Annotated in this window: 12 protein-coding genes; 4 read left to right on the forward strand and 8 right to left on the reverse strand. The window is 57.3% G+C overall.

Annotation, left to right across the window (positions count from 1 at the left end; translation table 11 throughout):
• Nucleotides 1-49 precede the first annotated feature (49 nt).
• Nucleotides 50-2,485 (forward strand): DNA internalization-related competence protein ComEC/Rec2, encoded by a 2,436-nt coding sequence (locus DRET_RS03840; RefSeq protein WP_015751214.1) that lies wholly within the window; start codon nt 50-52, stop codon nt 2,483-2,485.
• 138 nt (nt 2,486-2,623) lie between these two features.
• Here the strand turns inward: DRET_RS03840 and trpS are convergent, their stop codons facing one another.
• The 8 genes from trpS to DRET_RS03885 form a co-directional block, all read right to left on the reverse strand.
• Complete coding sequence (gene trpS, locus DRET_RS03845; protein ID WP_015751215.1) at nt 2,624-3,616, reverse strand: tryptophan--tRNA ligase; 993 nt, start codon at nt 3,614-3,616, stop codon at nt 2,624-2,626.
• Nucleotides 3,617-3,934: 318 nt separating this feature from the next.
• Nucleotides 3,935-4,576: a site-2 protease family protein gene (locus DRET_RS03850; RefSeq protein ID WP_015751216.1), complete on the reverse strand. Its 642-nt coding sequence runs from the start codon at nt 4,574-4,576 to the stop codon at nt 3,935-3,937.
• Nucleotides 4,577-4,749: 173 nt separating this feature from the next.
• Nucleotides 4,750-5,772: a glycosyltransferase gene (locus DRET_RS03855; RefSeq protein ID WP_015751217.1), complete on the reverse strand. Its 1,023-nt coding sequence runs from the start codon at nt 5,770-5,772 to the stop codon at nt 4,750-4,752.
• A 261-nt stretch (nt 5,773-6,033) separates the two neighbouring features.
• Nucleotides 6,034-6,945 (reverse strand): ABC transporter substrate-binding protein, encoded by a 912-nt coding sequence (locus tag DRET_RS03860; RefSeq protein ID WP_015751218.1) that lies wholly within the window; start codon nt 6,943-6,945, stop codon nt 6,034-6,036.
• Nucleotides 6,946-6,976: 31 nt separating this feature from the next.
• Complete coding sequence (locus DRET_RS03865; protein WP_015751219.1) at nt 6,977-7,714, reverse strand: ABC transporter permease; 738 nt, start codon at nt 7,712-7,714, stop codon at nt 6,977-6,979.
• Nucleotides 7,711-8,379 (reverse strand): ABC transporter permease, encoded by a 669-nt coding sequence (locus tag DRET_RS03870; protein ID WP_015751220.1) that lies wholly within the window; start codon nt 8,377-8,379, stop codon nt 7,711-7,713. The genes DRET_RS03865 and DRET_RS03870 overlap by 4 nt, the downstream gene beginning before the upstream one ends.
• 14 nt (nt 8,380-8,393) lie before the next feature.
• Nucleotides 8,394-9,536: an ABC transporter ATP-binding protein gene (locus tag DRET_RS03875; RefSeq protein WP_015751221.1), complete on the reverse strand. Its 1,143-nt coding sequence runs from the start codon at nt 9,534-9,536 to the stop codon at nt 8,394-8,396.
• Between the two features lie 840 nt (nt 9,537-10,376).
• Nucleotides 10,377-12,032 (reverse strand): FAD-dependent oxidoreductase, encoded by a 1,656-nt coding sequence (locus DRET_RS03885; RefSeq protein ID WP_015751222.1) that lies wholly within the window; start codon nt 12,030-12,032, stop codon nt 10,377-10,379.
• A gap of 88 nt (nt 12,033-12,120) precedes the next feature.
• On the opposite strand from DRET_RS03885, the gene gpmA reads away from it, so the two are divergent.
• From gpmA to DRET_RS03900, 3 genes are all read left to right on the forward strand, one after another.
• Nucleotides 12,121-12,879: a 2,3-diphosphoglycerate-dependent phosphoglycerate mutase gene (gpmA, locus tag DRET_RS03890; RefSeq protein ID WP_015751223.1), complete on the forward strand. Its 759-nt coding sequence runs from the start codon at nt 12,121-12,123 to the stop codon at nt 12,877-12,879.
• A gap of 98 nt (nt 12,880-12,977) precedes the next feature.
• Complete coding sequence (locus DRET_RS03895) at nt 12,978-13,931, forward strand: substrate-binding periplasmic protein (RefSeq protein ID WP_015751224.1); 954 nt, start codon at nt 12,978-12,980, stop codon at nt 13,929-13,931.
• 123 nt (nt 13,932-14,054) lie between these two features.
• The gene (locus tag DRET_RS03900) at nt 14,055-15,212 is read left to right on the forward strand and encodes an MFS transporter (protein ID WP_015751225.1); all 1,158 of its coding nucleotides are present in this window, start codon (nt 14,055-14,057) and stop codon (nt 15,210-15,212) included.
• The last annotated feature ends 100 nt before the right edge of the window (nt 15,213-15,312 follow it).

Here is a 15,312-nt window from a genome sequence, read left to right on the forward strand (position 1 = left end):
CCTGGTGCGAAAGTCCCCTCTCCGGACGGGAACTGTAAAGGACGCGACAATGGATCCGTGGCGATCACTGGATGGGCGACGACAGTTCTTGCCCGGAGTAGTGCCGTGGCACTTCGTTTTTCTCGCGCTCAGTGCAGGGGTCTTTGGCGCGCGCTCCCCACTGGCGGCTGCGACGGGCATGGGTCTGCTCTGGGCGGTTGCCCGAGGACAAGACAAGCGGGCTCATCTCGGGGGCTGGCTGTGTGTCTTTGTTCTTGGTGGCCTTATGGGGGTATTGCTGCTGCCCCGCCAACCATCGCGCGGCCTGCCGGATTGGATGGCTGCCCGGAAGACTGTGGAGCTGCGAGGCACAGTGGACACAGTGGCTTTCAAGCCAGAGCAGCGAGCGAAAATCATCCTCACCGATGTCCAGGTACGCCCTTCTCCTGGGGCGCCCTGGCAGCAATGGTCTGCATCGGTTGTCTGGACCTGGGAACACCCCTCGGCGTGGCCCGGGCCTGGCCAAAGGGTGCGCTTGCAGTCCCGACTCAAGCCGGTCCACGGTTTTGCCAACCCCGGGACCTGGAATACCGAGGCGTATTGGGCCCGGCGCAATGTCTGGTACCGGACCTATACAAAGGGTGAAGACGGAGCAATCACTCTCACCGGAAAGCCTTCACCAGGATGGCGCTTTCGACTCGCTCTGCGGCAGCGGATAGTAGAGTTGACCCCGCCTGGACCCGGGCGGGGGCTGGCCCTTTCCCTGCTTATGGGAGATCGTTCGGAGCTTTCCTATGCCACGCTGGATCTTGTCCGGCGCGGTTCCTTGGCCCACAGCCTGGCTTTGTCCGGGCTGCATGTCGGGTTTATCGTCTCCATCGGATTTGCCCTGGCCTGGGGCCTGGGATGGATCGTTCCGGGAGTGTATCTCCATTTGCCGCGTTCCAAACTGGCCGTTTTGCTGTGCGTCCCGTTGGTCAGCGGATATCTGTGGCTGGGGCAGGCCGCGCCATCGTTGATCCGGGCCTCGGTCATGTTCGGGGCCTGGGGAGTGCTGCTGTGGAAGGGGCGCTCCCAGGTCCTGCTGGACGGCTTGTTCTGGGCGGTCTTGGTACTTTTCTGTCTTTCTCCCCTCTCCCTGTACGATATTGGTGTCCAACTCTCTGTGGTTGCCGTCGCCGGATTGATCTTGTTGGGACGCGCGCTTGGACCGCTGTGGCGGAGTGCGGCCGCGTCCTGGCCCGCATGGCTGGCACCGGTGCGCTATGCCCTGGCTGTTTTGGGTATGAGCTTTCTGGCCAACCTGGTTCTCCTGCCGCTTCTGGCGTCGACCTTCGGCGTTATCAGTCCCCATCTCTACCTCAACAGTCTTTGGTTGCCGCTATTGGGGTTGGGCGTCCTGCCTTTGGCCCTTGTGGGCGTTTTGGGGTGGGTGGTGCCCCATGCAGAGGTTTTGTCCGTTGTTGGCTTCAAGTCCGCCGCAATTCTGGCAGATCACATGATCGCAGGGTTGCAATGGCTGGATGGTCACGGCTGGCTTGAGGATCTCACTGTCTTGCGGCCCTGGTGGCCGGAGGCGTTTGGCTACTGGCTGCTGCTTGGCGCGCTCGTTCTGGGGTTGTGCGCTCGGAAACGGATCTGGCCCCTGGTCGGTGTCGGACTCATGCTGCTCGTGCTCCCATCGCTGTGGCAGGGGACGCACCACGGTCATGTCCAAATGGCCGTCCTTGATGTCGGCCAGGGACAAGCCATCTTGCTCCAGGGGCCGACCGGGCGCCGGGTCCTGGTTGATGGTGGCGGGTCCTGGAATCCGGATTTCGATCTGGCCCGCTTTGCCGTTTTGCCACCTCTGACCTGGGGAGACGGACCTGCTTTGGAGTATGCGGTTTTGACCCACCCGGATTTTGATCACCACCGGGGGCTGATAACGGTGGCCCAGCGCTGTCAGGTCAACAGGTTTGTCTTCAACGGCGACTGGCCGAAGGGACGTGACGGGAAGGAGTTGGAAGAAGCCCTGCAGTCCAGGGAGGTGGGGGTATCGGTTGTTTCTCGAGGTGAAACGATCCCATTGGGTGGTTCGTGTTGTCTGGAGGTGCTCCACCCCCCTCGGCAATGGGGGGCTTCTGGGAAAAACGACCATTCATTGGTTCTGCGTCTGTGCGCCGAGGGACGGGGGCTGGCCCTGTTGTGCGGTGATATTGAGAAAAATGGTCTCACCACCTTGTTGCAAAATACCGCCGGGCTTCGCAGCGAGGTTCTCGTCGTGCCCCATCACGGTAGCCGTAGCAGTGTTTCGCCGGATTTGTATGCAGCTGTTGAACCGGATCTGGCTGTGGTCAGCGCCGGTTTTCTGCACCCCTTTCGTTTTCCGCACCAGGAGGTCCTAACGGCCCTTGCGGCGCAGGATATCCCCGTCGAGACGACTGCTCGCGCCGGAGCCGTGCGCATTGACTGGGACCTGACAACCGGGCGGCGCAAAGTAGAGCGCTTTCGGGACCGCCTTTGAGACCGAAAGCTGAAAACTCCAGGAAGAACCCCCGCTGGCACACAGTGCCAGCGGGGGTTCTTCCTGGAATGGCGGCCCCTGGATTCAATTCATTGAATCCAGGGGCTGATTTTTATCAAGAATTGCTAAGGATTAAGATCAATAATCCATGTTCAGCCGTTCGTGGATGGCCTGCAGGGTTTGAGCGGCTTCTTCAGCGGCTCGGGCTGTGCCCTGATGGATAATATCCCAGACTTCGTCGGGATTTTTTTCGAGTTCCCGGCGGCGTTGCTGTATGGGGGTCAAGAAGCGGTCCATATGGGCTAAAAGGGATTTCTTGCAGGCCATGCAGCCCCGAGTGGCCTGGGTGCAGCCCTCATGGACCTCAGCGGTTTCCTCGGGAGAGGCGAGCAGTTCCAGGTAGGGAAACAGATTGCAATTTTCCGGATCCCCCGGATCCTTGAGCCGCTTCCGGGCCGTGTCCGTGAGCATGGACATGATTTTTGGCTTGATGGTCTCCATGTCCTCACCCAAATGGATGGCATTGCCGTAGCTTTTGCTCATTTTGCGGCCGTCCAGACCGGGAAGCTTGGCCGTCTCGGTCAGTTTGGCCTGGGGTTCCGGGAAGAAGTCGCCGTAGAGGTGATTGAAGCGGCGGGCGATTTCCCGGCAGAGCTCCAGGTGCGGAAGTTGGTCATGCCCCACCGGAACCAGCTCCGGGCGGTACATGAGGATGTCTGAACTCATGAGGACCGGATAGCCAAGAAAGCCGTAGGTATTGAGATCCTTGGCCGCAAGCTCCTGTTTGATTTCCTTGTAGGTCGGATTGCGCTCCAGCCATCCCAGCGGTGTGATCATGGACAACAGCAGGTGGAGTTCGCTGTGGGCCTTGATGTGCGATTGAAGAAACAAGGTGCATTTTGAAGGATCCAGTCCGCCGGCGACCCAATCCATGACCAATTGGGGTACAAAGGATTTGATATGGGTCGGGTCATTGTATTCGCTGGTCAAGGCGTGCCAGTCGGCAATGAAAAAATAGCAATCGTATTCTTCCTGCAATTGTGTCCAGTTCTGCAGGACTCCGAAATAGTGGCCGAGGTGCAGCGGTCCGGTAGGACGCATGCCAGATACGATACGTTTGGAATCAGACATAGTGGGGGACACCCTTGCGGTTTATCAGGTCGTTGCAAATCTCCCAATGGGAGACAGCTGTAATAGGTTCAAAATTGTACGTACAGATACGTACGCTGCGACCTTGAACGTTGTATCGCCGTCCCTTGGGATTTTTGAATGACCTGCATTGTAAGGAGTTTTGCAACAGTCAGTTCTGGTTTGGTTCAAGCCGCAGCACGTTGCCAGCGCCTCGAAAGCAGTCGTTGTTCTTGCCGTGAAACTGGCTCCGGAGCTCTTGAAAGGAGCACCAGGCGTATGGCCTGCAGGACCAGCGTTCACCTCATCTGGTGCCCGCTTTTACATGGGCAACAGGAAGGAGGCCAGTCCGTATATGACCGGGACAATGACTTTTTGTACCGCTCCGGTCAAAAACAAGAGGATCAGGAGTATAAATCCGTATTTGGATTGTTGTTGATAGATCTGGGCGTATCGGGGCGGTAAAAGGCCGGCGAGGATATTGCTCCCATCCAGGGGGGGGACCGGCAGGAGATTGAAAATTCCGAGCCCGATGTTCACCAGCACCCCGGCCTGGGCCATGTAGACTACTGGCTGGACGACACGAATGACCTGTTCCGACGCGCTTTGGCCGAACAGCCAGAACAGGGCATGGAACACCAGGGCGAAACACACCGCCAACACAAAGTTGGTCACTGGTCCGGCCAGAGAGACGAGAATCATCCCCTGTCGGGGGTTGCTGAAATAAGCGGGATTGACCGGCACCGGTTTGGCCCAGCCTATTTTGACGATAAACAGGGCCAGGGCGCCAATGGGGTCGAGGTGCTTGATGGGGTTGAAGGTCAACCTTCCGGCCTGTTTGGCAGTAGGATCGCCAAGTAAGTAGGCGACATAGCCGTGGGCTACCTCATGGAAGGTGATGGCCATAAGGACCGGGACGGCCAATATGGCGAACTGGCGGACGATTTCAGCGATATCGATCATGAGAACCTGCTGGGCCCGCATTATTGGGCTTGAGTGGTATGTGGGGCGTCGGCGCGAAATTCGAGCGCGGCTGGACGCAAAATCGTTTGCATTCGTGGCTGTGAGCCAGCTAGGGCTGCTATCATGTCCCGATGCGGCGGGCAAGTGCCTTGCACCGGGTGGCAGCCATTATCTCATGCAGCGGGAATGATATTGATGCCGAGGGTGTAACCCTGCGTGCCGAGAAAGCGCATGATTGTTGTCCTGGCGCCGCGGGAGGCGACCAGAGGTACGACAAAACAGCTTCCCGGCGCAGGAAGGTCGTGGGGTCCCCAGACCGGAATGCCGTGAATGGGGCGGCCGATCTTGTTTGGAGCAACATCGATAAAAGCCCGGATGCGAAGGCCTTGCTCGGTCAACAACGAAGCCCGCTGCCTGGTTTTGCGTCCGGCCCCCCAGACAACGATGTCCGGGTGGTGTGGATTGTGAGTCTGCAGCCATTTGGCCAGATAGTGAGCCTTGATGCGGTAGAACGCCTCAGTGCTGCAGCGCGGATCGGTCCTGGAGAGGCGGTCAGGGGGATCGTTCCAGGTGAGCAGAGTTTCTGGGGTTTTGGCCATATTGACGCCGTTGTCGAGCCACCGCAGCCACAATTCGTAATCTTCGGGAAAAACGCCCGCGGCATATCCCCCGAAACGGTGGACGAGTTCGGCTCTGAACATGACCGAGGGGTGGGCGAAAGGGGATTCAATGAAACGCAGATTGCGGATTTGGTCCGGGGTGCAGACGTGGTTGGTCCAGTCGACGTAACGGGCGTAGCCCGAATTGGCTCGGCAACGGGGAAACTCTACGCGGCAGGAGATCAGGTCAATATCCGTCTGGCTTTCCAGGCAGTCTGCCTGGCGTTCCAGGCGTTGGGGGTGGCTGATGTCGTCGCAGTCCATGCGCGCGATATAAGGAGCATTGCAGTGTGTGAGGCCCAGGTTCAGCGCGCCGACGATGCCGTTGTGGGCTGAGAAAATCGGTTTGATACGGGGGTCGCGTTGGGCGTAGCGCTCCAAGATTGTGGCTGTGTCGTCGGTCGAACCATCGTCCACAGCCACGACCTCGAAATCGGGCCGGGTCTGATCCAGAAGGCTGTCCAGGGCTGCTGGAAGGGTCGTTGCGCCGTTATAGACCGGAAGAAGAACACTGAGTGTGGAAAAGTGAGGGGCCACGGGGTGGAGCAAATGTCCTTGGTTTCAATGCCAGGGCCGATGCGCGGCAGTGGGCGGTGTTCCTTGGCGGTGGTGTGATGCGAAGAACAGAGTGTATTGGTTCCATGCTGGAGGTCAAGAGGCCGACCCCGGAGGGCCGTGTTTTTTGCGATTTTCCCTTGGGAGATGGAAAAAGGTCCGCGTATGAACATTGCAACACGCCTGGGCCAAGCCCAGGCGTGTTGCAATGCGTTTCGGAAACACCGCGTGTGTGCGCCGAAGTTATTCGATCAGGCCGTTGTCCTGGAGCCATTGAGTGGCCACTGCCTTGAGCTCTTTGTGGTCGACATCCACTGCCTTGTTGAGTTGCTGCATCTGGTTGGTATCCAGCTTTTGGGCCAGCGGTTTCAATATGTCCCGAATTTCGGGGTATTGTTCGAGAACGTCCTTTCGAACGACCGGCGCAGGATTGTAGACGGGAAAGAACTGCTTGTCGTCCTCGAGGAGGACGAATCCGAAAGCCGCGATGCGACCGTCGGTGGAAAAGCCCATGGCCACGTCGGCCTGGCCTTCACGCAAGGCCTTGTACGTCAGTCCCGTGGACATCTTTTTGATCTGATCGATCGGCATGCGGAAGTCATAGGTGCGCATCAGGGCCTTGAACCCATCTGGACGTTCCCAGAATTCCACGTCTGTGGCAAAGAGCAGTTCATCCGGGTTGTCGTCTACATAGGCGCCGAAATCGGAGATACTGGTGATGCCCAGGGCGTCGGCCTGTTTTTCGCGCATCATCAAGGTGTAGGTGTTGTTGAACTGGATCGGGTCGAGCCAGACCAGATTCTTGTCGGCATCGTGGCTTTTGACCCACTCGTAGACCTTGTCCGGATGAGTCATGACCGCCTGGTCGTCTTGCTCGTAATACACGGTGTAGGCCGTACCGGTGTATTCGAAATAGAGATCAAACTGGGCATTGACGAGGGATTTACGGGCCAGGGCGGAACCGACGCCGGTCTTGGTCTTGGCTTCGATTCCCGCGTCTTCGAGGAGGATTTGGGCGCATTCGGCAAGGATATACTGTTCAGTATAATTCTTACCGCCCACGATGAGCGGCGAGGCGTTCAGCGTGGTACTACCGGCCATGAGCACCAGGGCACTCAAGACAAGGGTCAGAAATGAACGGGGAATGTTGAACATTGGAGCCTCCATAGGTTTGGGTGTCGGATGGTTATTGGGAATCGGCGAGGCGCAGGCCTCGCGACACCAGCAACAGGCTTAAGATGGTACACAGGAAATCGCCGAGCAGGGCCAGGAGCGTGGTGGGAATGGCGCCAGCCAGCAGTTTTTCCGTCTGCATGAGATTGATGCCGGTAAAAATGAGATCACCGAGGCCTCCGGCGCCGATGAGATACGCCAAAGCGGTGGTCCCAATATTGATCACCAGAGCGACCCGGAATCCGGTCAGAATGACAGTCATGGCGTTGGGCAACTCCACTTCAAGCAGGATACGCCAATCCGGCATGCCCATGCCCTTGGCGGCATCGATCATGGCCGGGGACACGGAGGTGATTCCGGCCAGGGTGTTCCGGGCAATGGGCAGGATGGAGTAAACAAAAAGGGCGAAAATCGCTGTCCGGGAACCGATTCCCAGAACGCTCATCATCAGGGCCAAGACCGCCAGAGAGGGAATGGTTTGTCCCAGGCTGACGATGTACATGACCACACCTGCAAATCTGCGCAGCCGGCGACGGGTAAGCGCTATGCCGATGAGCAGGCCTAAACCGGTGGCCAGGGCCATGCTGACGCCGACCAGATAGAGGTGCTGGTACAACAGTTTTACAATGTACGGGTATTCATATGGGTCCGAGAGATACTCAATCAGCCCGACCCGTTCGGCCACGACGCCGAGGGTCAATAACAGGGCGATCAAGCCGGTGTGGTAGATTTTACGCAGAATAATACTCATTTGCTCTGCTTCCTCTGGATCTTGAGGCCCTTCGGCGTCAGGGCGTGCTCGATGCCGGCCATTCCGCCGTCGACCACAATGGCGAACACGGACACAAGAATGGCGCCGGCGACGATCATTTCATCGTAGACCCGGTCGATCCCCTGCTGGATATAGACGCCAAGCCCCCCGGCACCGACGAAGGTGGCGATGGCGGCAATGCCGATGTTCATGACCGCTGCCGTTCGCAGGCCGGCTAAAATAACCGGGATGGCGATGGGCAATTCGACTTCTTTTAATAATTGCCAATTGGACATGCCCATGCCCCGTCCGGCATTGACCACTGCAGGCGGCACGTTTTTGATCGCCACATAGGTGTTTCTGATAATTGGCAGCTGGCTGTAGAGCACCAGGGCAATAACCGCCGGCACTTTCCCCAGGCCGTGGCCGAACAAGGACAGCATCGGCAGCATGAGTCCAAACAAGGCGATGGAGGGGATGGTCATAAAGATATTGGCGGCGTTGATAACCCGCTTGGCCAAGGTCTCGTATTTGGTGATCAGGATCCCCACCGGGACGCCGATCACCGTGGCGATGCCTACCGAGAGGCCGACGATCCACATGTGCTCCCATGTCAGATACAGGGCCTGGTCGGCGTTGCTTTGGAGAAAACCTAGAATATCCATAGCATACGTCCTTCTTAGCGGGTCACGTCCCGGTCTTCGGTCTCATCGGAATAGACGTCCAAGATGGCTCGCTGGATGTTTTGATAGCTGACGGTGCCGATGAAGTCGCCGTTGCCGTCGATGACGCAGAGCAAAATGAGGTCGTGCATGAGCATCATGGACAGGGCGTCGCGGAGCGGTTGACGGCCCTGGGCCATGACCGGAAAGGGGGTGGCCACGTCACGCACAGGGCCGGTTTCAAACTTGAGGTCCTTGAGGGATACGAAGCCAACCGGCTTGCCCCCGTCCACGACGACGCCGTAGCGGCGTTTTTTCTCCTCCAGAAAGCCTATGGCTGCCGGAGCCAGGGTGTCGCCCTGGATGATGTTCAGCGGCACAGGGTTCATGGCATCGCGGACCCGCATCAATCCCAGCACTTTGAGGGCCCTGTCGGAGCCGACGAAGTCGGCCACAAATTTGTTTTTGGGCTGGGTCAGGATCATTTCCGGGGTATCGTATTGGATGAGGCGACCCTCACTGAAAAGAGCGATTTTATCCCCCATCTTGATCGCTTCGTGGATGTCATGGGAAACAAAGGCGATAGTTTTTTTCAGTTTTTCCTGGACCTTCAGAAATTCATCCTGAATTTGTTCCCTGTTGATAGGGTCGATGGCTCCAAAGGGTTCGTCCATTAGCAGGATCTCTGGATCGGCGGCCAGCCCCCGAGCAACTCCGATTCGCTGTTGCTGACCGCCGGAGAGTTCGGCCGGATAGCGGTCCCGATACAAAGCTGGATCTAACTGGACCATGCGCAGGAGCTCATCGGTGCGTTCCGAGATTTTGTCCTTGGACCAACCGAGCATGCGAGGGACGACAGCGATGTTCTGGGCAATGGTCTTGTTGGGAAAGAGCCCGATTTCCTGAATGACATAGCCCATGGACTGGCGCAGTCGGACAGGATCCTGTTCATTGATGTCGCGCCCCCCAATGGTAATGGTCCCTCGGGTGATGCTGTCCAGGCGGTTGGTCAGGCGCAAGGTGGTGGTTTTGCCGCAGCCCGATGGGCCGAGAAAAACCACCACCTCGCCTTTTTCAATATGAAAGGACACATTATCCAGGGCCGTTACAGCGCCTGGCCCGGAACCATAGATTTTGCTCACTGAATCGTAGGTGATCATACGGCCTCGTGCGGCTTGGTTTTCAATATGAATAGTGAAGACTTGAACTATTGCCAGGACAATTGCCCTGAACATCTTTTCATCAGTTCGGGTCGGTGGTCAGCGAAACAGGGTGAAGAAAAAAAACCAGGTATGCGGTGGCACATACCCATCCCGCTGGCACGCAGGAACGGCACGGTGAAGGGAGGAGAAACAGCTCTGAAAAGAAGGTCGCTTGAGATTCGGCATATTGGGGGTAGCGACAGCTCGACCGGATTCCTGTAATCCGGAGGGTCCGGCAGGGACGGAGTTGTGTTGGTGATTTCAGGACCCTGCTGCCACTTTCAGCTATTATATACGTGAAACCGGGGGGAGAAGGCAACTCGTGGAAATGGGGGGATTCGTCCGGAAAATTTCATTTTTGAGCGCTTTCTGACGCTTTTAACCACTAAACAGCCATGATGCTAGAAAAACAGGTCGAATTTTCTCTGGAGGGCTGAAAATGGGACAAAGGGAATTCAATCCGAGAGGCGGGCAAAGGATTATTGGGGGTTTTGTCTTGATCCTGAGGAGCTTACAGCTGGTGGGACAATGACGCGGGATCGGTTTCCTTCCAGGCCGTTTGCCCGAAATGGAGTCCTGTTGGACCAAATACAATCGCGGCGGCCGGAGTGCTTGTTCCAAATTTCTCGGTATGGAAGGGAGGTAGCCATTCGCTGGGAGGGTAGAGACTCTTACGGTAGCTCCTCACCCCTGGGAGTGGGGAGCGAAATCGTCGACGAGCCACGCTATGCCATAATAGTTCTGCTCGGGGTATTGTGGCCGTGGACAGAATTCCAGAAGCGGTTTTGCATGCAATAATTACGTGTTCCGGTTTGTCTTTTGCCAGTCATGGAAGATGCTCAAAGCCGCGGTGGCTCCTTCACCGACGGCGGTGACAATCTGGTTGACCCCGCCGATGGCATCGCCGGCAGCATAAATCCGGGGAATAGTGGTCCGGCAGGACCGGTCGGCCTGGATATAGCCGTGGGCGTCGAGGGTGATCCCCAGGTCTCTGGCCAATTGGGTGTTGGGCGATTCCCCCACGGCAATGAATATGCCGTCGGTCGCCACTTCTTGAGGTGTTCCGGATTGGACATTTTTGAGCCGTAGCCCCGTCACCTTGTCCTGGCCCACAATTTCTTCGACGATCGTATTCCAAAGGACGGGGATATTTTCGTGTTCCAGGCTCCGCTGGAGGTGGGGCTCGGCACGCAGGGCGTCTCGTCTATGAATGAGCGCAACTTCGGCCCCGAGGTTTTTGAGGTGCAGGGCTTCAGTGACCGCGGTGTTGCCTCCCCCGACTATATGGACCCGTTTTTCTTTGAAGAGATACCCGTCGCAGGTTGCGCAATAGCCCACGCCTTTGCCAAAAAGACGGTCTTCTCCGGGAACGTCCAGTTTTTTCCAGGTCGCTCCCGTAGCAAGGAGAAGGCTCTTGCTGTGGTAGGTACTCCTGCGGGTCAAGGTTTCGATGGCTTTGCCAACCTTGATCTCTTCGACCTCCTCGCCTTCGCGGATGTCGGCGTATTCGCGGGCCTGGCTTTCAACCATCTCCATGAGTTGTTTGCCACCGATGGAGGTGAACGCGGGATAGTTCTCAACAACCGGGGTCACGGCCACCTGTCCCCCAATGATGTCTTTTTCGAGAACAACGGTCTGCAGCCCGGCGCGTTCAAGGTAAATCGCGGCTGTCAGCCCAGCCGGCCCAGCACCGACAATGACCACATCACACGATTCCACCGGTCTTTCAGCGTGAGAATGGGTCTCTTCAGACGCGTCCAACGCTTCTTGGACCGGAGTGAGGGTCACCAATTCGTAGAGGAAGGCCTCAAGGGGCAACAACCCTTTGCTCGCTTCCCACTCGTTGATCACTGTGTGCGGGACTGAGCCCACAGCGTAGGTGTCGGCAAGATCGGGATTTTCAACAGTTTCGACGCATTCAGCGCTGACCAGATCGGGTCGCTGAACCGCAGCCTTGATGGCGTTAATGCATTGACCAGGACAATACGGGCAGTTCGGGTTGACAAAGACCCGGATCCGCCGCTCGTCGTCGAGATCATGCAACAACTGCTTGCTTTCTGCCCCGAGTTCGGTGTTTTTTGTGGAGACCAGCAGCAGTGTCTGAATGAACGACCGCCCCTCTTCGCCCGCCGGCGCTCCGGTAAAGCGGATATTGAATTGCTCGGGATTGATCAGTAGTGTCGGAGATCGTGTCACCTTCCCGTTTTGGGCCGATTCCTCCTGGAGATCGTGTTCGTGGACGGTTATGCTCTCGGAAAGGCGGGCGAGATCGGTGCAGAATTTGCGGGCAAAATCGTTATAGGCGTCGTTTGTCCCTTTGGCGGTATAGAGATGGATCTGGACCGGGGCGTTGAGTTGTTGAAAGAGTTCCCGGAGATAGGTTTGTTGCTCTTGGGGCAAAAACCATTGCTGTTCTTGGCTGGACTCGTCTTTTTTACGAAAAAGCGGGGACATGCGGCGCTCCTTGTGGCCAAAGGCGAAATGGATTCGGATTTTCAAAGCAAGGTAGCCGGATAGGATGAGCAATGTAAAGGGAGCAGGTATGTTTCGAATCGTTTTGGTTCGCCACGGTCAGAGCACTTGGAATAAGGAGAATAAATTTACCGGTTGGACGGATGTTCCGCTGAGCCCTGCAGGCGAAAAGGAGGCCCTTCGGGCGGCGGGGCAACTCCTTGCGGCCGGACTGGATTTCGATATCTGCTATACCTCTTTTTTGAAGCGGGCTATCAAGACGTTGTGGTTGATCCAGGAAGCCATGGATCGCATGTGGTTGCCGGTGGTCAAGCAGTGGTGTTTGAACGAACGCCATTATGGGGCGTTGCAGGGATTGGACAAAGGACAAACCGCTGCGCAGTACGGCGAGGAGCAAGTATTCCAGTGGCGGCGGGGCTATGCGGTCCGCCCGCCAGCACTGCCGGAAGGAGATCCCCGATTGCCGGAACACGACCCGCGCTATTCGAGGCTCCAGCAGGCTGGACGTCCCCGGACAGAGAGTCTGGCAGATACCGTGGCCAGGGTCCTACCGTATTGGAATCGAGAAATCGTGCCCCGGATCCAGGAAAATCGCCGAGTTCTTCTTGTGGCGCATGGGAACAGCCTGCGGGCACTGGTGAAACATTTGGAGGGCGTGAGTGACGAGGCCATCACCGGGCTCAATATCCCTACTGGCATCCCGCTGGTCTATGAACTCGGTCCGGACATGAAGGCGATTGGCTCCTATTATCTGGGCGATGCGGAGGAAGCGGCAACCGCCGCGGCTGAGGTGCAAGATCAGGGGACGGCTTCCCGATCGTTTGGCTGAAGTGGTGCCACGCAGCAAGGGACATTGACATTGATGCACGACTTCATGCACGCTCTGCACGATTCGTCTTCTGTGCAACGGCCAAGGAGTTATTCTCTATGCTGCACCCATTCCGGGTGGTCGTGCTGAGTTTTTTGTGGAGTACGTGTCTTCTCTTGCTCAGCGTTTCGGCTCCGGCCTCGGGGCTGGAGTCTGTTCGTGAACGGGGCGTTCTTCGCCATCTTGGGGTCGAGGAATATGCGAATTTCGTCACCAGCGGTCGTGAGGGATTGTCGATCGAATTGATACGGCAATTTGCCTCCTGGCTGGGAGTGGAATACCAATTCGTTCCGACCCAATGGTCCCGAGCCGTTGAGGATTTGCTTGGCCGGCAAGTCCTTGAAAAAAACGGCACGCTGCGGCTGGGAGAGAAGCGGCCGATCAGCGGAGATGTCCTGTGTAGCGGTGTCACGGCCTTGGAGTGGCGGAAACAATTGGTGGCATTCTCCAATCCGACCTTTTTGACTCAGGTTCTGGTTGTGGTGCGGGGCGATACGCCGGTGCAGCCTATCCAGCCGACCGGGGCGGCACAAGGGGATATCGCCCGCACAAAGGGCAAACTCCACGACCTGGAACTCATAGGGCTTCCTGACACTTGCCTGGACCCTGAACTATATGGCGTCAAATCGGCAAGGCCCCCGCTCAAGGTGAGGGACTTGCGACCGGCTCAACTTGTGCCGCGTCTTTTGGATGGGCAGGTGGAAGCTGTATTACTTGACGTTCCCAGCGTGCTCATGGCCCTGTCCCATTGGCCTGGACAACTCAAGGTCCTTGGGCCGGTGTCGTCCCTGCAATACATGGCCTGCGCTTTTCGGCCACACGATATACAGTTGCGGCAGGCCTTTAACCGGTTTATGGAAAAAATCCGCTGGGACGGGACCTATTACCGGATGGTCGAGAAATACTATCCCTCAATTTTTAGTTATTTCCCGCATTTTTTTGCGAATATTTCACCGGAAAAACTCTCCAATGATTCATTCAAAATGCTTTCCTTCCCTGGTTCTCGGGAATAATTGTACCATATCTTCGCCCAAATCCCCTTCTGGGGTCGCTACAGGCCCTTCACCACTTTCGCAAGCGGATGCCCACGCATCCGCTTCTTTCTTGCATAGCCCGCGCAGGGACAGGAGTCTGGCATGACCGCACGGACCCTGGCGGTGTTGGCCGCATTGTATTTCTTTCATTTTTTCCGCCACGGCATGGTCCTGCCCCTGGTCCCGTTGTATGCTTCGGAAATGGGGGCCTCTTCAGCCTTTGTCGGAGTGATCGTCTCGGGATTTAATCTGCTCTCCCTGTGTTTGGCTCTGTATGTGGGGCGTGTGGCGGACAAGGTGGCGGTGCGGACGATGCTGCTTGTGGCGGCTGCGGGCAATATTGTCTACAGCCTGTTGTTGCTGGTGGCGCAAGGTCCTTGGGGGATTTTTGTGGCCCAGTTGTCCGGCGGGTTGGGGTTTTTATTCCTGATCGTTTCCTCCCAGGCGGCGGTGTCGCAGATACCGCAACAAGGCAAGCGGGAGAGGGGGTTCGGACTGCTCTCGTTCGCCGCGGCCCTGGGGCAGGGAACAGGACCCGTGGTTGGGGGGTGGATTGTCTCGGTGGCGGGATATACCACGGTCTTTATCCTTGCCGTGGGGCTTGCCCTGACAGGTTTGAGCGCCATTTGGGTCCGTCACGAGAAAACGGGCACGCCGGGGCAGATTCCGCAATGGCGGGAAGCGGGAACCTTGCTGAAAGACAAGCGCTTTCTCGGGGTTTTGCTATTTACCTTGAGCATCCTTTTTGCCGTCAGCCTGCGGGGATCGTTCTTGCCCCTTTTGCTGCGCCAAAAGGGATTTTCTCCAGGATTGATCGGAGCCTATCTCTCTTTGTTTGCTGTGGCCATGACCGTGGTGCGGGTCTGGGTTGGTCGTCTGATGGGGGCCACGAGTCGGCCTTTTCTTGTCGCGATCGCCTTGGTCCTGATCACCATTCCCGTGGCCCTGATGCCGCTGGTGCACAATCAATGGGGCGTGGCCGGAGCACTGGTGGTTTTCGGACTTGGATTCGGCATATCGCAGCCGCTGTCCATGGTTATGGTCTCGGATTTGTCTCACAGCGAGAACAGCGGCTTGGCCATGGGGCTCCGTTTTACGACTATCACGGCGGCGACCTTTTCCAGTCCGTTGATTCTCGGGGCCGTGGCCGAAATCGCCGGACTCTCGGCCGCCTTTGTGGTCCCAACGCTGTTGTTACTGACCACAGCCGTGGTGCTCTGGGGTGGATGGCACCGTTTGCGGGCTCAGCAGCTCAAGTGAGACCACATGGCAGTTGTCATGAATGGAGGGTTTTCCAAACACAAGCTCCCCTGTCCCGGCCGGGACAGGGGAGCTTGTGTTTGCGTTTCAAGAGCACAGG

Source organism: Desulfohalobium retbaense DSM 5692 (genome assembly GCF_000024325.1).
Classification (GTDB): domain Bacteria; phylum Desulfobacterota; class Desulfovibrionia; order Desulfovibrionales; family Desulfohalobiaceae; genus Desulfohalobium; species Desulfohalobium retbaense.